General features: G+C 63.3%; 18 protein-coding genes and 1 pseudogene. 6 read left to right on the top strand and 13 right to left on the bottom strand.

Annotated features, from left to right (window positions below):
* Nucleotides 1-29: 29 nt before the first annotated feature.
* The 4 genes from CTR2_RS08800 to tolB all read right to left on the bottom strand — a co-directional run bounded on the left by CTR2_RS08800 (nucleotide 30) and on the right by tolB (nucleotide 3529).
* Nucleotides 30-854, bottom strand: a complete 825-nt coding sequence (locus tag CTR2_RS08800; protein WP_087084375.1) for a tRNA threonylcarbamoyladenosine dehydratase — start codon at nucleotides 852-854, stop codon at nucleotides 30-32.
* On the bottom strand, nucleotides 854-1615 hold the full coding sequence (gene ybgF / locus CTR2_RS08795; protein ID WP_012837777.1) for a tol-pal system protein YbgF: 762 nt from the start codon (nucleotides 1613-1615) through the stop codon (nucleotides 854-856). Before ybgF ends, CTR2_RS08800 begins: the two co-directional genes overlap by 1 nt.
* Nucleotides 1615-2142 carry a peptidoglycan-associated lipoprotein Pal gene (gene pal / locus CTR2_RS08790; protein WP_003061517.1) on the bottom strand — a complete coding sequence of 176 codons (528 nt, stop codon included), beginning with the start codon at nucleotides 2140-2142 and terminating at the stop codon, nucleotides 1615-1617. The genes ybgF and pal overlap by 1 nt, the downstream gene beginning before the upstream one ends.
* A gap of 67 nt (nucleotides 2143-2209) precedes the next feature.
* A complete protein-coding gene (tolB, locus tag CTR2_RS08785) occupies nucleotides 2210-3529 on the bottom strand; it encodes a Tol-Pal system beta propeller repeat protein TolB (RefSeq protein ID WP_034361226.1) in 1320 nt (439 codons plus the stop codon).
* Nucleotides 3530-3829: 300 nt separating this feature from the next.
* On the opposite strand from tolB, the gene msbA reads away from it, so the two are divergent.
* Nucleotides 3830-5698 (top strand): lipid A export permease/ATP-binding protein MsbA, encoded by a 1869-nt coding sequence (msbA, locus tag CTR2_RS08780; protein ID WP_087084376.1) that lies wholly within the window; start codon nucleotides 3830-3832, stop codon nucleotides 5696-5698.
* Nucleotides 5699-5809: 111 nt separating this feature from the next.
* On the opposite strand, the gene CTR2_RS08775 is transcribed toward msbA, so the two are convergent.
* From CTR2_RS08775 to mltG, 6 genes are all read right to left on the bottom strand, one after another.
* Nucleotides 5810-6538: an ankyrin repeat domain-containing protein gene (locus CTR2_RS08775; RefSeq protein WP_087084377.1), complete on the bottom strand. Its 729-nt coding sequence runs from the start codon at nucleotides 6536-6538 to the stop codon at nucleotides 5810-5812.
* The gene (locus tag CTR2_RS08770; protein WP_003061510.1) at nucleotides 6535-7365 is read right to left on the bottom strand and encodes a TatD family hydrolase; all 831 of its coding nucleotides are present in this window, start codon (nucleotides 7363-7365) and stop codon (nucleotides 6535-6537) included. Before CTR2_RS08770 ends, CTR2_RS08775 begins: the two co-directional genes overlap by 4 nt.
* Before the next feature lie 112 nt (nucleotides 7366-7477).
* Nucleotides 7478-7801 carry a PilZ domain-containing protein gene (locus CTR2_RS08765; RefSeq protein ID WP_176391731.1) on the bottom strand — a complete coding sequence of 108 codons (324 nt, stop codon included), beginning with the start codon at nucleotides 7799-7801 and terminating at the stop codon, nucleotides 7478-7480.
* 122 nt (nucleotides 7802-7923) lie between these two features.
* Nucleotides 7924-8949, bottom strand: coding sequence for a DNA polymerase III subunit delta' (locus CTR2_RS08760; protein ID WP_087084378.1), 1026 nt, complete (start codon nucleotides 8947-8949; stop codon nucleotides 7924-7926).
* Entirely contained in the window at nucleotides 8946-9635 is a 690-nt protein-coding gene (gene tmk, locus CTR2_RS08755; protein WP_087084379.1) for a dTMP kinase, read from the bottom strand. Before tmk ends, CTR2_RS08760 begins: the two co-directional genes overlap by 4 nt.
* Nucleotides 9636-9725: 90 nt before the next feature.
* Nucleotides 9726-10718 carry an endolytic transglycosylase MltG gene (gene mltG / locus CTR2_RS08750; protein WP_087084380.1) on the bottom strand — a complete coding sequence of 331 codons (993 nt, stop codon included), beginning with the start codon at nucleotides 10716-10718 and terminating at the stop codon, nucleotides 9726-9728.
* A gap of 44 nt (nucleotides 10719-10762) precedes the next feature.
* Here mltG and ygfZ point away from each other — a divergent pair, with 44 nt between their 5' ends.
* The 3 genes and pseudogenes from ygfZ to CTR2_RS08735 form a co-directional block, all read left to right on the top strand.
* Entirely contained in the window at nucleotides 10763-11719 is a 957-nt protein-coding gene (ygfZ, locus tag CTR2_RS08745; RefSeq protein WP_087084381.1) for a CAF17-like 4Fe-4S cluster assembly/insertion protein YgfZ, read from the top strand.
* A gap of 140 nt (nucleotides 11720-11859) precedes the next feature.
* Nucleotides 11860-12186, top strand: coding sequence for a hypothetical protein (locus tag CTR2_RS08740; RefSeq protein ID WP_310223741.1), 327 nt, complete (start codon nucleotides 11860-11862; stop codon nucleotides 12184-12186).
* Nucleotides 12187-12300: 114 nt separating this feature from the next.
* Nucleotides 12301-12450 (top strand): annotated as a pseudogene (locus CTR2_RS08735) (heme-binding protein); the annotation flags it as partial.
* Between the two features lie 284 nt (nucleotides 12451-12734).
* Here the strand turns inward: CTR2_RS08735 and CTR2_RS08730 are convergent.
* The 3 genes from CTR2_RS08730 to CTR2_RS08720 form a co-directional block, all read right to left on the bottom strand.
* A complete protein-coding gene (locus CTR2_RS08730) occupies nucleotides 12735-13592 on the bottom strand; it encodes a GNAT family N-acetyltransferase (RefSeq protein WP_087084382.1) in 858 nt (285 codons plus the stop codon).
* Nucleotides 13593-13608: 16 nt separating this feature from the next.
* Nucleotides 13609-14589, bottom strand: a complete 981-nt coding sequence (locus tag CTR2_RS08725; protein WP_087084679.1) for an alpha/beta hydrolase — start codon at nucleotides 14587-14589, stop codon at nucleotides 13609-13611.
* Nucleotides 14590-14820: 231 nt separating this feature from the next.
* Nucleotides 14821-14964 carry a sigma factor gene (locus CTR2_RS08720; RefSeq protein ID WP_087084383.1) on the bottom strand — a complete coding sequence of 48 codons (144 nt, stop codon included), beginning with the start codon at nucleotides 14962-14964 and terminating at the stop codon, nucleotides 14821-14823.
* A gap of 401 nt (nucleotides 14965-15365) precedes the next feature.
* Between CTR2_RS08720 and CTR2_RS08715 the strand changes: the two genes are divergently transcribed.
* Together CTR2_RS08715 and CTR2_RS08710 are read left to right on the top strand one after the other, a co-directional pair.
* Nucleotides 15366-15674, top strand: coding sequence for a DUF3649 domain-containing protein (locus CTR2_RS08715; RefSeq protein WP_087084384.1), 309 nt, complete (start codon nucleotides 15366-15368; stop codon nucleotides 15672-15674).
* On the top strand, nucleotides 15671-17383 hold the full coding sequence (locus CTR2_RS08710) for a PepSY-associated TM helix domain-containing protein (protein WP_087084385.1): 1713 nt from the start codon (nucleotides 15671-15673) through the stop codon (nucleotides 17381-17383). The genes CTR2_RS08715 and CTR2_RS08710 overlap by 4 nt, the downstream gene beginning before the upstream one ends.

The following is a 17383-nucleotide window of genomic DNA, read 5'->3' as shown; positions in this document are numbered from 1 at the left end:
CTCTTTGCCTAATTCTTGAATTAGTTGGATTAGCTTGGTTTGCGAGCCAATTGATCAAGTACCCAGCCTGCTGCGCACTGACCAAAGGTAGCTGTCACCGCCACGACCGAGCCATAGCCGTGGCAGTTGAGACTGCCATCACCGCCCTCGATTGAGCAAGATGCATCAGGTGGTGCGACGGCCTCACGGCTGAACACACAAGTCACCCCCATGCGCTTGCCATCCTTGGGAGCACCATGCTGCTTGCGCAGTCGGTAGCGCAGCTGCGACAGAAGCGGATCATGGGTTGTCGCACTCAGGTCTGCAATGTCCACCAAGTGGGCCATGCGCTTGCCACCTGCAGCACCAACGGAGATAAAGCACTGCCGGGTCTTGCGCGCATGCGCCGCCATTTCGGCCTTGGCCTTGATCTGATCGCAAGCATCTATCACCGCATCGGCATCTGCCGGCAAGAGTTGCAGCCAGTTGTCCGGATCGACAAATTCATCGATGCAATTGACCTCGCAGCCTGGATTGATCTCGGCGATGCGATCACGCATGGCATCGATCTTGGCCTGACCGACAGTGCTGGTCAGCGCGTGGATCTGGCGATTGATATTGGACTCGGCCACATGGTCCATATCGATCAGAGTCAAACGACTCACGCCGCTGCGCGCCAGAGCCTCGGCCGTCCATGAACCGACTCCGCCCACACCAACCACCACCACATGGGCCGCACGAATCCGGGCTGCCCCCTGCACGCCGTAGAGGCGCTCCAAGCCGCCAAAGCGGCGCTGTACATCTGCTTCTTCCATAGAAAAAACAGCGCCGGATTGGGGCGCTGTTTCCGCTTGAGGCTGAGAATATTCGGCCATTACTTGAGCGTCGCCAGCTTGGACTTGGCAATCCCTGCGGCTTCCGAGTTCGGATAGGCCTGCAGCAGCTCTTCCAGGGTCTTGCGAGCTGCCTTGGTGTCCTTGAGTTCCACCAGACAGTTGGCGATGGACAGGGCCGCTTCGGGTGCACGAGCATGCATGGGCGCATTGGTCATGACCGAACGGAAATTGGCGATGGCATTCTTGTAGTCGCGCGTGGCGTACTGCGAGTTGCCCAGCCAGAAGCGCACCGACGGCGTATAGCCGCTCTTGGGCCATTGGCGCAGGAAAGCGGCGAAGGCCTGGCCGGCCTCGGGGAACTTGCCCGAACGGAACATGCCCAGAGCCTGCTCGAATTCCTGCTGCTCATTGCGATCGGCGGTGAACTCCACGCCGTCCACAGTGACGCTGACGGGCTCGAACTGGCGCAGACGCTCGTCAAAGCCCTTGGCCAGATCTTTCTGACCACGCTGCAACTCTGCGGCGTCGCGTGTCAGTTGCTCGTTCTGACCTCGCAGCTTGGCCTGGTCCGACTTGAGCGACTCGATCTGCGACTGCAGATCCAGCAGGCTGCGGCGGGTCTGCTCCTGCGATTGCTGCAGGCTGTCAACGCGCTGGCGCAGTTCGATGATGGCGCGGCGCGCCTCGTCATCACCAAACAGGGCTGCATGGGCGCTGATGGCAGAGCCGGCCAGCAGGCCGGCCGCCACCATGCGAGGCAGCGTTGCGTGACGGAGAGTCAACAAGGCCTGCTTCATCATTAACGGTAGTTGATTTCAACGCGACGGTTTTGGGCGTAAGCGTCTTCGCTATGACCTTCAGCAGCGGGCTTTTCCTTGCCGTAGCTCACAGCTTCAACCTGGGCGTCGTTCACGCCCAGCAGGCCCAGAGAGCGGCGCACGGCTTCAGCGCGCTTTTGACCCAGGGCCAGGTTGTATTCACGGCCGCCGCGCTCGTCGGTATGGCCTTCCAGCTGTACCTTGGCAGCGGGGTTGGCCTTGATGAACTTGGCATGGGCTTCGATCTGGGGCTGTGCATCAGCCTTGACAGAGTAGCTGTCAAAGTCGAAGTAGACGATGCGGCTGACACCCTGAGGGCCGGCCTTGGAAGCGGCGGAACCGGTCAGGTCTACGCCCGACACGCCACTTTGGCCCTGGCCGCTGGTGCCGGCACCCTGGCTGGACAGCGAACCGTCAACGGGCTTGTCGTCCAGCTTGACGCCAGAGCTGCAACCTGCGACCAGCGCGGTCACAGCCAAAGCCAGGGAAAGACGTTTGATAGTCAACATGAGATTTCTCCGAACAGTCCACAACGGACTTCATCACTAGAAAGAAAGAGGGAAAGCAAACTTCAGATCAGTGTTTTTGGAACGGGCCCCAGTCGGGCTCACGTATGTCTCCACTTGCACCGGCCAGACGCGCCTTGATCTTGCCGTCCAGCGTGGTGGTCATGAGTGCTTCACGGCCGCCCTGAATGGTGGCGTAAACAATCAGACGGCTATTGGGCGCAAAACTCGGGCTTTCGTCCGCCGTGGTGTCCGTGACCGAGTTCACTGTGCCTGTCGCCAGATCCATGACCTGGAGCTTGAAACCACCGCCCACGCGGGAGATATAGGCCAGCCATTTGCCGTCGGGGCTGATGGCGGGCGAGATGTTGTAGTTGCCAGTGAAGGTCACTCGCTCGGCGCTGCCGCCCGAGGACGAGACCTTGTAGACCTGAGGTGCACCGCCACGATCACTGACAAAGTAAATGGTGCGGCCGTCACTGGAGAAGCAGGGCTCGGTATCGATGCCGCTGCTTTGCATGAGACGGCGGGGCTCACCGCCCTGGGCGCTGAGCAGATACAGCTGCGAGCCGCCGTCGCGGCTCAGCGTCACGGCCAGACGGCTGCCATCTGGCGACCAGGCGGGAGCGCTGTTGGAGCCACGGAAGTTGGCCAGCAGACGACGATGGCCGCTGGCTACATCGTGCACATAGACCACGGGCTTGCGTGACTCGAAGGACACATAGGCCAGTTGCGTGCCGTTGGGCGCCCAGGCAGGGGAAATGATGGGCTCGGGACTGGACAGCGCGGACTGGGCATTCTCGCCGTCCGCATCGGCAATCCACAGGCGGTAGTGGGCACCGGCCTTGGTCACATAGGCAATGCGGGTGGAGAAAATGCCTTTCTCGCCCGTGAGCTTTTCATAGATGTAGTCGGCAATGCGGTGGGCCACGAGGCGCAGATCGCCGGTGGTGACTGCGAAGCCCTGACCACCCAGATCCTGGCCCTTGACCACATCCCAAAGGCGGAAGCGCACATCCCAGCGGCCATCCGCCAGACGCGTGATGCTGCCGGTCGCCAGCGAATCGGCACCCTTCTGACGCCACTGGGCCACATCGGGGCGTGAGGTCTCGTCAAGCGCCAGGCCTGAGGCATCCACGCCGCGGAACTGTCCGCTGCGCTCCAGGTCGGCCTGGATGATGGCGGAAATCTTCTGTGGGGCCGAGCCCTCTCCCTTGAACTGGGCAATTGCGATCGGCAACTGTGTCAGGCCCACGCCTGTTACCTCAACCCTGAACTGGGCCAGTGCCGGAAGGGCCGGCGTGGCGGCTAACGTTGCCAGCATGGCTCTGCGGGAAGCGCGCGGCCCTGCCGCCCAGGTTGTCAGGGATGGAAGTCGGTCAATAGTCATTGGCAGCCATCAAAATTTCCGGAATTGCCCGGTACAAACACAAGCGCGAATGTTACACACACTGACGGATTCCTGATGTAAGAACGTGCTCAGTAGGGTGATCAAACGCAAGTGCCACAAAACTTTCAGATCGGGAGCATGCCAGAGTCTGCATGAGTGCAGGGACAAGCCCCAGGCCAATTCTGCCGCAGGCTTGCGCTTTATATTCAAACAGGCATAGTTGGTTACAACTTCATCCCGAATTTCATCTATTGAGATCCGTGCGGACTCCAAAAGCACAAGCCCTAAAATCACGCGCTTATGCAAGCCACACCGTCCCCATCGCCGAGCGAGACCGCCAAGGCCGTCCCTGCCCCAGCTCCCGCTCAAGCAGCCCCCGTCAATCCATCCGAGCTGCCGCTGATGCAGCGCCTCAAGCGCCTGACGCCTTATTTCTCGGGCCAGCGCTGGGCCTGGGGTCTGGCCATACTGGCCACGCTGGTGGGGGCAGCCACCGAGCCCGCCATGCCGGCACTGCTCAAGCCCTTGCTCGACAGCGGTTTTACGGCTGGCTCGCTTCCGCTGTGGACGGTACCGGTGTTTCTGATCGGCCTGTTCGTCATTCGCGGCCTGGCCCAGTTCACGGGACAGTACGCCCTGGCACGCATCACCAATGACGGCATGCTGGGTCTGCGCCAGAAGCTGTTCGAGCGCCTGCTGGCCGCCGACATGAGCCTGTTTTCCAGGCAATCGGCATCGGCGCTGTCCAACACCATCGTCTACGAGGTGCAGACCGGTGCCCAGCAGCTGGTGCAGGCCATGATGAGCATCTCCCGCGACGGCTTCACGCTGATCGCCCTGCTCGGCTACCTGATCTATCTGAACTGGCAGCTCACGTTGATCGTGGCCTTCATGGTGCCGGGCGTGGCCTGGGTCATGAAGACGCTGTCGCGCCGTCTGTACCGCATCACCAAGTCCAGCCAGACGGCCACTGACGAGCTGGCCTATGTGGTGGAGGAGAACGTGCTGGCCCACCGCATGGTGCGCCTGCATGGCGCCCAGGCTTCGCAGCAGTCGCGCTTTGGCGAGCTGAGCCGCCAGCTGCGCGGCCTGAACACCAAGGCCACCATCGCCTCGGCCGCCATGACGCCGCTGACCCAGGTGCTGGCGGCAATTGCGCTGTCGGTGATTCTCTGCATCGCCCTGTGGCAAAGCCGCGAAGGCGCCGCCGCCATCGGCTCGGCCAGCGTACAGGATGTGACCGTGGGCGGCTTTGCCGCCTTCATCTCGGCCATGCTGATGCTGATTGCGCCCATTCGCCGCATGGCCGATGTGGCCAACCCCATCACGCGCGGCGTGGCCGCACTGGAGCGTGGCCTGGCCCTGCTCGAAGGCTCCACCGACGAGCAAGGCGGCAGTTTCAAGCCTTCCGCCAAGGTCAGCGGCGCATTGCAGCTGAGCGATGTGAGCGTGCAGTTCGGCCCGGACAAGGCTCCGGCCCTCTCGCACCTGAACCTGAATGTCAAGGCTGGCGAAGTGGTGGCCCTGGTCGGCCCGTCCGGCGCCGGCAAGACCACGCTGGTCAATCTGCTGCCCCGCTTTTTCTCGCCCACCAGCGGCCAGATCATGCTGGAAGGCGTGCCCGTGGCCGACTGGGACCTGAACACGCTGCGCCAGCAGTTCGCCATGGTCAGCCAGGACGTGGTCATGCTCAACGACAGCGTCGCGGCCAATGTGGCGCTGGGCAAGGATATTGACAAGGCCCGCGTCTGGTCCGCGCTGGAGGCGGCCAATCTGGGCGACTTCGTGCGCAATCTGCCTCAGGGCCTGTACACCCTGGTGGGCCACAATGCCAGCCAGCTCTCGGGCGGTCAGCGCCAGCGCCTGGCCATTGCCCGCGCACTTTACAAGGACGCGCCCATCCTGATTCTGGACGAGGCCACTTCGGCGCTGGACAACGAGTCCGAGCGCCTGGTCCAGCAAGCCCTGAACCGGCTGATGCAGGGACGCACCACGCTGGTGATCGCCCACCGCCTGTCCACCATCGAGCATGCGGACCGCGTGGTGGTCATGGAGCGCGGCCAGATTGCCGAGCAAGGCTCGCATGCACAGTTGATGGAGCTGGGCGGCCTCTATGCCCGCCTGCACAACCAGGTGCGCAGCTCGACCCCTGGCGAGCCTCAAATTTAAGAGCTACTACCGCATATGAATAAAGGACTTCAGAGTCAAACAACTCTGAAGTCCTTTTTCATTGGGCGCTAGCAGCTATCAAAATAGCTGGACCGGTACTGAACCCGTCTGCTACCAGCTCCCTCGGGGAGGCTGGGTACGGCGCTCATGCTGCAGCGCCTTGCCCAGCAGATCGACCATGTACTGCCGGTCCGCGAGTCTGGCGAAGTCCGCTGCCGTCATGTTGCGCTGGTTGCGCAGCGTGATGTCCGCGCCCTCCTCCAGCAGCAGCCTGACCACGGCTTCGCTGCTGTACTGGGCGGCCAGCATCAGCGGCGTGCTGCCGTTCGGCGACGCGGCATCGATATAGGCGCTTTCCTCCAGCAGCAGCTTGATGATGTCCAGCGTCTGCGGCGTATCGGCAGAGGCCGCGTAATGCAGCGGCGCCCAGCCCTCTCGATTCACATCGGCACCGCGCTTGATCAGCTCGCGCACGATGTCGAGGTGGCCCTTGATGCAGGCCATCATCAGCGGCGTCTCGTTCTGGCGCGAAGCCAGATTGACATCGATGCGCGGCGCCTTGAGCAGCACGTCGAAGACCTTGAGCGAGTCCTGATGCAAAGCCGCCACCAGCCCTGGCCGCCCGCGCGAATCCAGGGTGTTGGCGTTGAAGCCGCGAAAGATCAGATTCACCATGGCACTGGAGTTGTCGCTGACCAGCGCCCGCGAATAGTCCTCGTAATCATTGGCTCGTGCCAGTCCTGGCAGGCCTGCCACCCCGACGACAGCAGCACCGGCCCAGCGCAGGCTCTGGCGGCGGTTCAATGACGATGCAATCGATGGGGCAGCAAAAAGAATCATGCACTCGCTCCAGAGTTCGCTGACAAGGTCACGCCCTTGAACAGGCGGTCGAAGTTGGCACTGGTGGCGGCAGCCACCTCCTCGATGGAAATGCCGCGTACCTCGGCAATCTGCTTGGCCACAAAGGGCACGTAGGAAGGATTATTGGTCTTGCCGCGGTAGGGCACGGGCGCTAGATAAGGGCTGTCGGTTTCTATCAACAGTCTGTCCAGCGGCACGAAGGCCGCCACGTCGCGCAGATGCTGGGCATTCTTGAAGGTCACGATGCCCGACAGGGAGATGTAGTAACCCATGTCCAGACCGGCACGGGCCACTTCGGCGGTTTCGGTGAAACAGTGAAAGACACCGCCGGCCTGGGTGGCGGAATCTGCCTCCCCGCACTCGCGCAAAATGCCCAGGGTGTCGTCGGAGCTGCTGCGGGTGTGGATGACCAGCGGCTTTTGCGTGATCTGCGCTGCCCTGATATGCGTGCGAAAACGCTCGCGCTGCCATTCCAGATCGGCAATCGTGCGGCCGCCCTTGCGGTCTTCCATGCCGTAGTAATCGAGCCCGGTCTCGCCGATCGCCACCACGCGCGGCAGCGCGGCGCGCTCCACCAGATCCTGCACGCTGGGCTCGGTCATGTCTTCGGTATCGGGGTGCACGCCCACGGTGGCCCAGAAATTGTCGTAGTCCAGCGCCAGCTGGTGCACCTCGGGAAACTCTTCCATCGTCGTGCTGATGCACAGCGCGCGCGTGACCTTGGCGGCAGCCATGGCTTCGCGAATCTGCGCGATATTGGCACTCAGCTCGGGGAAATTCAGGTGGCAGTGGGAATCGGTAAACATAGAAATTGGACCGCCCCTGAGCGGCTGCGCCGCTTCCCCAGGGGACGACGCCATCGCTGCGAGACGGCTCTTGTTCGGCGTCACTGATGTGGGAGTGCGCCAGTATTAATAATCAGATTGTCTGGGTCGGCTTCTCGGAACTCAGGGCCGTGCCCAGAATCTGCTCGATCTTGGCCTTGAGCTCGGCGGACTTGGCATCCTTGGGAAACTGGATGCCCACGCCCTGGGTCCGGTTGCCGGAAGCACGCTCCGGCGTCACCCAGGCCACCCGACCCGCGATCGGGTAGCGCTGCGGATCATCGGGCAGGGTCAGCAGCACATAGACATCATCGCCCAGACGATAGTCACGCTGCGTGGGCACAAAAATCCCCCCTTCGGCAAACAACGGAATATAGGCGGCATACAGCGCCGCCTTTTCCTTGATCGCCAGCTGCATCACGCTGGGACGAGGGGTGGTAGTTGCGTTCATAGTGGGTAGCGGAATTCTTGTGGCAGCCGGGCGGCGGTAGTCGCGAGGTTAACACCCGGGAATATTTTGACCAAACCGTGCTTCATGACCTAGCGCACGGCTCTGGCAGCTTTGCCCGAGATCAGCACCGCCCGCGCCCTGGAGGCCAGAGCCTCCATCATCAGCCCCGCATTGAAAGGGTGATCGGCCGTGCGCGCCGCCTGCACCAGCTCGCGCGACCATTCGGCCAGCAGCGCCATGGGCAGCGGCTTGCCCGGCAGATCGGCAGGCGAGAAATACCGGGGCTCGCCGCCACCGGCCAGGACCATCAGGTCGTGGCAGATTTTCTGCAACGCCTGCACGGCATCCACCGGGGCAAAAGCCGCCAGCGCCGCCACATCCCCCTTGGCCAGCTGCCTGGGCAATTGGGCCCAGGCGGCGGCCTTGCCCGCATCCGCCGCCATGCGCAGCGCATCGCCGGGTCGACCGCCGGCGGCCTGCAAGGCCGCTGCCGCATCCGGCTCGTTCAGGCCTTGCGCCTGCAGCCACTGAGCGGCCTCGGCCGCCGCAGGCCAGGTCATGGTGTGCGTCAGGCAACGGCTGCGAATGGTGGGCAGCAGCTGGTGCGCGGCCTCGCTGGCCAGCACAAAACGGGTGTCTCCGGGCGGCTCCTCCAGCGTTTTGAGCAAGGCATTGGCGGTAATCGCATTCATTTGCTCGGCCGGGTAGACCAGCACGGCCTTGCCGCGTCCGCGCGCGCTGGTGCGCTGGCAGAACTCCACGGCATCGCGCATGGCTTCCACGCGGATTTCCTTGCTGGGCTTGCGCTTCTTGTCGTCGATGTCGGCCTGGGCCTTTTCCGGCAGCGGCCAGCCCAGCTCCATCATTTGCACCTCCGGCATGAGCACGCACAGATCGGCATGGGCACGCACCTCGATGGCATGGCAGCTGGCGCAGCGGCCGCAAGCACCTTGTGCAGAGGGCTGCTCGCAGAGCCAGGCGCGCACCAGCGACAGCCCCAGTGCGTACTGGCCCAGACCCGAAGGCCCTTGCAGCAGCCAGGCATGACCACGCTGGGCCAGCAGGCGGCCACGCTGCGCGGCGATCCAGGGCGCTTCGAGATCGGAGGCACTCATGGCTTGCTGCCCACCATGATGGCCAGCCACCCCTTGCGCACCACGGCCTGGGTGATTTGCTGCCACACGGCGTGGCGGCTGGCATGGGCATCGACGCGCACAAAGCGCTGCGGTGCCGTCCGGGCGCGCTCGGCATAGCCTTGGGCCACGCGGGCAAAGAACTCGCCGGGCTGGGCTTCGAAACGATCGGGAACACGGGCCGTGGCCAGGCGCTCGGCCGCCACTTCGGCGGGCAGGTCAAACCAGAGCGTCATGTCGGGCTCGCGCACGAAATCCGGGGCCTGCCCTGCCTGCAGCGCAGTACCGGTCTGCGCCATGCGCTCCAGAACCGACAGTTGCTCCCAGCTGAAGCCGCGGCCCGCGCCCTGGTAGGCAAAAGTGGCATCGGTGAAGCGGTCGCTGATGACCACCTCGCCGCGTGCCAGCGCCGGCTCTATGACCTGCACCAGATGGTCGCGCCGGGCCGCGAAGGCGATCAGCGCCTCGGTCAGCGGGTCCATGGCGTCATGCAGCATCAGGGCGCGCAGCTTTTCGGCCAGCGGCGTGCCACCGGGCTCGCGTGTCAGCGTGACCACCCGGCCCTGATCGCGAAAAGCCTGTGCCAGTGCCTCGATATGCGAGGACTTGCCCGCACCGTCGATGCCTTCGAAACTGATGAACAGACCCTTGGGTAAAGCTGTACTCACTGATATTTCCTCTAGTGCACCGCAGGGGCTGCACCAGTTGTTTGATTCGACACAGGGCACAGGCCACGGCCTGCCGCCCTCAAAGATTGCTCACTGACCGCGCTGGTAGCGGTTGACGGCCCTATTGTGCTCGTCCAGCGAGGCGCTGAAATGGCTGGTGCCATCGCCCCTGGCCACGAAGTACAGCGCCTTGGTCTGATCGGGCTGCACGGCCGCCATCAGCGCGGCCTTGCCGGGCATGGCGATCGGCGTGACGGGCAGGCCCGCACGGGTATAGGTGTTCCAGGGCGTGTCCTCCAGCAGATCGCGCTTGCGCAGATTGCCGTCAAAGCTGGCCCCCACGCCGTAGATGACCGAAGGATCGGTCTGCAGGCGCATGCCTATGCGCAGGCGGTTGGAGAAAACGCCGGCAATCTGCGCCCGGTCCACAGCGCGGCCGGTTTCCTTTTCCACGATGCTGGCCAGGATCAGGGCTTCATCGGCAGACTTGAGCGGGGTATTGGCCGCCCGCATGGCCCAGGCATCGGCCAGACGGCGATCCATGGCATGCAGCGCACGGCGCAGCACGGCCATGTCCGAGCTGCCCTTGGCATAGGTATAGGTATCGGGGAAAAAACGGCCCTCGGGCGGCACGCCCACCCGGCCCAGGGCCGTCATCACGGCCTCGTCGCTGAGCCCTGCGCTGTCCTGCTTGAGGAATTCCTCGCGCGCCAGCGCCGCTCGCACCTGGCGCCAGTTCCAGCCTTCGACAAGGGTCAGCGCACGCAGGCTTTCCTCGCCCCGTGCCAGCTTTTGCAACAGCACATAAGGTGTGAGACCCGTGCTCAGTTCGTAGTTGCCGGCCTTGATGGCGCGGTCCTTGCCCGAGAAGCGAAACCACGCATAGAGCAGGCGCGCATCGGTTTGCACCCCGGCCTTGACCACGTTCTGCGCCACGCCACGCGGCGTGGTGCCGGGCTCGATCTCCAGCTCCAGATTGGGTCCGGACAGCTGCAGCGGCTGGTTCAGCCACCACCAGGCGCCTCCTGCCGCCAGAGCAGCCAGCAGCAGCAAAAATATCAGTGCTCGAATAAGGGCACGCACAAGCTAGATCCATCAGTACACAGAGCGACGATCATAATTCAGCCATGACCCAGCCCAAGACGCTGCCCCTGAACGGCATTACCCCCATTTCCCACCTTGGTGTCATCCGCGCCGTTGGCGCCGACGCAGCCAGCTTTCTTCACGGCCAGTTGAGCAACGATTTCGCGCTGCTCAAGTTCGATCAGGCCCGCCTCGCGGCTTTTTGCACGGCCAAGGGCCGCATGCTGGCCAGCTTCATCGGCTTCAGGCGCAGCGCTGACGAAATCGTGCTGATCTGTGACCGCAGCCTGCTGGCCCCCACGCTCAAGCGCCTGTCCATGTTTGTGCTGCGCGCCCAGTGCAAGCTCAGCGATGCGACGGCTGACTTCGCACTCTACGGCCTGACCGGCGAGGCCGCCGAGCAGCTTGCCGGCAAGAATGCAGCGGCCTGGACGCTCCAGCAGCAAGGCGATGTCCATGTGATCGCGCTCTACCCCGCTGCAGGCAACCAGCGTGCGCTGTGGATCGGCCCTGCGGGTCAGGCCCCCGAAGGACAGTTGCTGAGCGAAGGCCTCTGGCAATGGTCCGAAGTTCAGAGCGGCGTAGCCACGCTGTCGGCTCCGGTGGTGGATGCCTTCGTGCCCCAGATGCTGAATTACGAATCCCTAGGCGGCGTCAACTTCAAGAAGGGCTGTTACCCCGGCCAGGAAGTGGTGGCCCGCAGCCAGTTCCGCGGCACGCTCAAGCGCCGCGCCTATCTGGTTCATGCCGAGCAGGCTCTGAGCGTGGGCCAGGAAGTCTTCAGCGCCGAAGACCTCGAGCAGGCAACCGGCACCGTGGTGCAGGCAGTAGCAGCTCCGCAAGGCGGCTGGGATGCCATCGTCTCCATGCAGATTGCCTCTTCCACCCGAGACGATCTGTTTGCCCATGCGGCGCTGGCCGAAGGCCAGAGCGCCGATGCGGGCAAGGGCATTGCGCTGCAGCTCCTGCCCCTGCCCTACGAGCTGCTGGCGGATATCTAAACGCCCCGCCCCCGGGCCTGCACTGCTGCTGGCCCGGCATTGCCGGCCCGGCCACCGCTACACTTCGGCGCATGAGCAACTCTTCCCCGGACTACCGCCACCGCTGGCTGCTGGCCCTGGCCTGAGGGCTGCTCTGCGCCTTGATCCTGGCCCTGCGGTGGTGGCAGGCTCATGCCCGGCAGCAGCAGCAGTTGCAGCTGACCCAGACCGTGCAACGCCGGACGCTGGAGAAAGTGGCTCAGCACAAGGCCCACCTTACCGCCCTGACTGCCGTGGCACCGTTGGATGCAGCCAAGGAGTCATCGGCTCTGCCGCATATTGCGCAATCGGTGCAGACCATTTACCCACGTGTCCAGGAAATCCAGCGGATCACTGCGGCCACGCCCGCCACAGGCGGCTGCCGGGACCCGGCCGTGGCGCAGACTGCCAGCTCCGCTGGCACCGCGAGCCAGCGCCAACCTGCCTGACTCCCTGCACTCCGGCCATTATCTTCTCCTCAAAAAGATAGCAGACTCCGAAGGTTGGCTCTGCGTTCGCATTGATTCCTCCCACTTGCTGGACGACAAGGATGGCGAATATCCCCCGGCTTCCTGGTGCTGGGCGGCGGCGTGCCCCTGAAGATCGGCAATGAAACCATTGGAGCCATTGGCGTGGCCGGTGCGCCTGGCGGCCATCTGGACGAAGCCTGCGCCCAGAAGGCCATCACCGCGCTGAAGGATCAGCTGCAGTAAAGCCGGCTCGTGCCTGCGTGCGGCAAGGCCTGCAAAGCAGGCCGCCGCAAAGCGCCTCCCCCAGCGGGTGGCGCCCACCTTCAGCCGCCCGGTCACCTCTGTCCCGGGCTTCGCCTGATCGAGCTCAGAAAACCCCGTAGCGATAAGCCACGTAGGCGGCCACGGCCACCCCGATCAGACTGAGGACGGTCATGATTCTTGCCATGGGCGCTCCTTCGCATCAAGCATCAAATCGGGCTTGAATGCTTTCAGACAAAGCGCTTCAAGCTATCAAAAAAGATGTATTAAAGCACTCTGCACATCGTGATGTGGGGAATGCCCGCCTCCTCATAAGGCTCGCCTACCGGCGTAAAACCGGCGCGCAGATAGAAGGCTTCGGCATGGCGCTGCGCGTGCAGCACGATTTCCCTGTCGCCGCGATCGCGCGCCGCATCCATCAGGCTCTCGAGCACCATGCGCCCCCAGCGGCCGCCGCGCACGCTGCGATCCACGGCCATGCGGCCGATACGCCCCACGCCCGGCGCATCGCTGACCAGTCTGCCCGTAGCCACGGGCTGGTTCAATCCGTTGAACAAGACCACATGACGCGCCACAGGGTCGAGCTCGTCGATCTCGATCTCGCGCGGCACGCCCTGCTCGCGCACAAACACGGCCAGGCGCAGGCGCTCGGCATCGCGCCCCAGATCGTTCCAGCTGCCCGAGCGCAGCGTGACGACTTCCTGCCCTGCTTCATAGGCCGTGAGCAGATCCCGCATGGCTTGCGGCACGGGCCTGGGGCTCTGCGTCGCCGCATCGGCAAACACATAGACCAGCTCCACGGTATTGAGCAGTTCCATGCCCCGGAAGATGCCTGCCTCGAACTGCAACGAGGTATTGCCCTGTTTGACGCAGCGGATGCCAACATCCAGCACATCGCCCAAAGTGGCCGAGCCGTGATAGACCGTGCTGGCCTTTTTCACAAACAGCTCGCCACCCAGCGATGCAAAGCCGGCCTCATAGGGAATGGCCAGCTGGCGCCAGTAGTTGGTGATGGCCACATCGGCATACATCAGATAGTGGGCGTTGAAGACGATCTTCTGCGCGTCCACTTCGGCCCAGCGCACCTCGATACGCGTAAAGCTGCGAAAGTCCTGTCGATTCATTGTTCTCACTCTGGTTTCAATTCAATCCAAACGCGCCGCGCAAGGCCTGCGCCATATCCCGGTGCGCCTGACGCGCCTCGGCAATCACGCGGCCCATCTTGACGAACTCATGGGTCACGCCCTTGTAGATTTCCAGTTCCACAGGCACACCCGCCATGCGCAACTTGTCAGCATATTCCACACCCTCGTCCACCAGGGGATCGCACTCGGCCAGGCCGATCCAGGCGGGTGCGACATCGTCGACTTCGGGAGCCAGCAAAGGAGCGAAGCGCCAATCCTCGCGATCCTGGCGTCTGGCGATATATTGCGCAAAAAACCAGGTGATGGACGCTTCTTCAAGTACCAGTCCATGGGCAAAGCGGCGATGGGAGTCGGTATCCTGGTGGGCCGTGGTGCCCGGGTAGATCAGCAGTTGCAAGGCAAGCTCGAGGCCGGTGTTGCGCGCTTCGATCGCACAGGCTGCCGCCAGCGTACCGCCAGCGCTGTCGCCGCCGACAGCCATGCGGCTGCCATCCGCCCCCAGGCTCGCCGCATGGGCCGTCAGCCACTGCAGCGCATCCCAGGCATCGTTATGTGCAACGGGGAACTGGAACTGCGGCGCCAGGCGGTAGTCCAGCGATACAACCATGCAACCCGCCAGATGTGCGAGCTGGCGGCAAAGCTGGTCATGCGTAGCCACACTGCCTACCGTAAAGCCACCACCATGCAGATACAGCAGCGCAGGCAAGCCCGCAGCGGGGGCTTCATTCCGGGTCACAGGCGCGTAAAGGCGGGCCGGCAGATTCGCTCCGTCGCGTGCGGGAATCTGCAGGTCCTCCACGCGGGGCAAGGCCTGCTTGGGGATTTCAAGCACGCCGGCGCCAGCCTCATAGGCCGCCTTGGCAGCTTCCGCACCGAGCTGATGCATGGGAGTGCGCGCGGCCCGCTCCATGCGACGCAGCACATCGCGCATGGAAGCTGTCAGGCTGGCTGGCAAAGCCGCAGAGGAATCGGACATGATCACGACGATAAAAAAACACAGGATGGCATTGTGCGTTGCAACTCCGAAGTCTGCAGGCAAGTGCCGACAATTGTTGGTAATCAATACCGTCGCAGACGCATTCCCCGAAGCCGGCCGATGCCGGTGCTTGCTCCCGGTCGTCACTGGGGCAGTCCGCGGCATGCATGGATGCGGCATGCGGCAAGGAGCTTCAAGGCGGGCTCATGGCACCGGCCAGGCCCGCCAGCATCACATCGCGGCTACTAGCAGCTCGCTAAAGGTGTCCTGTGCCAGATCCGAAGCGTCCTGCACACAATGCACTCGCCGCTTCAGCCAGTTCAGCAACCATCCGTGGTGGTCGCAATAGAGCGTGTGGAGAAGAGGAAGAAGAATAGAACTAGCTTGCGCACCAGCTATGGCTCAGGGGAATACCGGCCTGCCCCCGGCGATGAGTCGCCCACCGCTCCAGGTAGGGCTTTCAGGCGTCCGCCAGGCCATGGCCCAATGATGGGAAGAACTTCAGATGCCGCTTTTAGGCCGTACAAGCCGAATCAAAAAATAAATAACAATCATTCTCAATTAACTCTATACTCGGCTTTACATTTCTTCGCACGCCAGCATGATTTCTTGACACAAGCCAGCCAGCGAATCGGCCACATCGTTTGCTTGTCTGTCATGCTGAGTTTTCCGTCTACCTGCTTTTCCTCGTCAAGGGTGATTCACCCGCGCTTTGTCGTTGCAGCTCCTGTCTGCGGCAATCTTTGCCGCCCAGCGCCAGCACACCAAGAGGCGGTATGAAAGCTACATCGCCCCTTGCTCACTACCGCCTTGCGGTTGCCTCGCGCAGTTTGGCAGCCGTCCTTGGAGGCTATGCGCTGGCCGCAGTCAGTACTGCTGCCCTGAGTCTTCTGCTGGGTTCCTTGATGAGCCGCGTGGAAGCGGTGATGACAGCCACCTTGCTGTCCTGGGTCATCTACGCCATGGCTATTGCCTGGACCTTCTATGCACGCACGGCTTGGCTTGCCTGGGCCGGTGTACTCCTTCCTGCCCTAGCCCTGAGCACAGCGCTGTATGGGTCATTGTGGTTGGGAGTGGAGGCATGACCACCCCTCAAACCAAGACAAGCGCCAGAACCACGCGCCAGCCCGAACAGGAGGGTTTTCGCCAGGCCATGTCCTGGCTGCACACCTGGTCGGGACTGATTCTGGGCTGGCTTCTGTTTGCGATTTTCGTCACCGGCACGCTGAGCTTCTTCAAGAACGAATTCAATCTGTGGATGCGACCCGAGCTGCATGGTCTGCCACCGTCCGACAGCGACGTTGCACAACGCGCCCAGGCGGCGCTGCACGAGCACGCGCCGGGCGTCAGCAACTTCATCATGCGCCTGCCCGATGAACGTACGCCGGCCGTCAATGTGCTGTGGCGCGACAAGCCCAACAGCCGCTTCGAGACTTTGCTGCTGCACCCGCAAACCGGTGCCGCACTGCAGGCCCGAGAGACCGCCGGCGGAGAATTTTTCTACCGCTTCCATTTCGAGCTTCGCACCGCTCACAAGGGCCGCTGGACGATCCAGGGCCGCTGGGTAGTGGGCGCGGCGACGCTGATGATGTTCATTGCCTTGCTGACGGGCGTGGTCACGCATCGCCGCATCTTCAAGGACTTCTTCACCTTTCGCCCGCGCAAGGGCGGACAGCGCGCCTGGCTGGACGCACACAACGTCTCGGGGGTTCTGGTGCTGCCGTTCTATCTGATGATCACCTTCAGTGGTCTGATGATTTTTCACGCCATGTATATGCCGGCCGGCATAGCCACCGCCTACCCTGGCGCAAAAGGAACGGACACTCAAAGCTATTTTTCCGAACTGCAGGGCGATGCTCCCGGCGCGCGCAGTGCCAGGCGTGGCAGCAACGCACAGGCCGAACCCCTGCCTATGCTGGATCTGGCCCCCATGCTGAGCCAGGCCAGTCAGCTGTGGCGGGGCGGTCGTGTCGGCAGCATCACCGTGCGCAGCGACAGCCAGGGCCCGCTGGTGGAGATCACCCGCCACGACGGCGACAGGCTGCAATACGGACCAGCGCGGCTGCGTTTCGATGGCCGCACCGGCCAGCTGCAAACCCAGGTCGATCCGCAAAGCCCGGCCATCAAAACCTATGGCGTGCTCTATGGCCTGCACCTGGGGCGCTTCGCCGATATCGGGATGCGCTGGGTGCTGTTTGGTTTTGGCGTCATGGGTTCGCTGATGATTGCCTCGGGCCTGATACTGTGGTCGGTCAAGCGCCGTGCCCAGGCCTTGCGCAAGACACCTGCCGCCCCCCTGCCCTTTGGCGAACGGCTGGTGGCAAGTTTCAATATCGGCCTCATGGGCGGCCTGCCGCTGGCGATCGCGGCCTATCTGTTGGCCAACCGGCTGCTGCCATTGGAGATGCCAGGCCGCCCCGATGCCGAACTGTCCTGCTTCTTCGGCACCTGGGCGCTGGCCTTGCTGATGGGTCTGATCCGGCCCATGCGCCAAGGATGGGCGCTGGTGCTGGGCATGGCCGCTACCGCATACCTGCTATTGCCTTTGGTCAATGCCTTGACCACTTCAACGCATCTGGGCATCAGCCTGCCGGCCATGGACTGGAGCTGGGCCGGCATGGATCTGAGTTTTGCGGCCACGGGGCTGATGCTCGCCGCCCTCACCCGGCATCTGCTGAAACACAGGCCCCATCCCGCAGCCAGACATGCGCCCCCCGCCAAAGCTGCGGCTGCCCCTGGACGCAAGCCCGGCTCCCAGCGGATCCCTGGCGACAACACTACGCAGGAGGCATAG

The organism is Comamonas thiooxydans (assembly GCF_002157685.2).
Classification (GTDB): Bacteria; Pseudomonadota; Gammaproteobacteria; order Burkholderiales; family Burkholderiaceae_C; genus Comamonas; species Comamonas testosteroni_H.
Note: the sequence above shows the minus strand (reverse complement) of the source record. Positions and strands in the feature narration are given on the sequence as shown.

What these genes read in the sequence shown, in the direction of transcription:
- msbA (WP_087084376.1), top strand. Translation starts at nt 3,830, where the DNA reads ATGCAAGCCACACCGTCCCCATCGCCGAGCGAGACCGCCAAGGCCGTC.
- tolB (WP_034361226.1), bottom strand. Translation starts at nt 3,529, where the DNA reads ATGACTATTGACCGACTTCCATCCCTGACAACCTGGGCGGCAGGGCCG.
- ybgF (WP_012837777.1), bottom strand. Translation starts at nt 1,615, where the DNA reads ATGATGAAGCAGGCCTTGTTGACTCTCCGTCACGCAACGCTGCCTCGC.
- CTR2_RS08710 (WP_087084385.1), top strand. Translation starts at nt 15,671, where the DNA reads ATGACCACCCCTCAAACCAAGACAAGCGCCAGAACCACGCGCCAGCCC.
- CTR2_RS08800 (WP_087084375.1), bottom strand. Translation starts at nt 854, where the DNA reads ATGGCCGAATATTCTCAGCCTCAAGCGGAAACAGCGCCCCAATCCGGC.
- CTR2_RS08770 (WP_003061510.1), bottom strand. Translation starts at nt 7,365, where the DNA reads ATGTTTACCGATTCCCACTGCCACCTGAATTTCCCCGAGCTGAGTGCC.
- pal (WP_003061517.1), bottom strand. Translation starts at nt 2,142, where the DNA reads ATGTTGACTATCAAACGTCTTTCCCTGGCTTTGGCTGTGACCGCGCTG.
- ygfZ (WP_087084381.1), top strand. Translation starts at nt 10,763, where the DNA reads ATGACCCAGCCCAAGACGCTGCCCCTGAACGGCATTACCCCCATTTCC.
- CTR2_RS08765 (WP_176391731.1), bottom strand. Translation starts at nt 7,801, where the DNA reads ATGCAGCTGGCGATCAAGGAAAAGGCGGCGCTGTATGCCGCCTATATT.
- CTR2_RS08715 (WP_087084384.1), top strand. Translation starts at nt 15,366, where the DNA reads ATGAAAGCTACATCGCCCCTTGCTCACTACCGCCTTGCGGTTGCCTCG.
- CTR2_RS08730 (WP_087084382.1), bottom strand. Translation starts at nt 13,592, where the DNA reads ATGAATCGACAGGACTTTCGCAGCTTTACGCGTATCGAGGTGCGCTGG.
- CTR2_RS08725 (WP_087084679.1), bottom strand. Translation starts at nt 14,589, where the DNA reads ATGTCCGATTCCTCTGCGGCTTTGCCAGCCAGCCTGACAGCTTCCATG.
- CTR2_RS08775 (WP_087084377.1), bottom strand. Translation starts at nt 6,538, where the DNA reads ATGATTCTTTTTGCTGCCCCATCGATTGCATCGTCATTGAACCGCCGC.
- CTR2_RS08760 (WP_087084378.1), bottom strand. Translation starts at nt 8,949, where the DNA reads ATGAGTGCCTCCGATCTCGAAGCGCCCTGGATCGCCGCGCAGCGTGGC.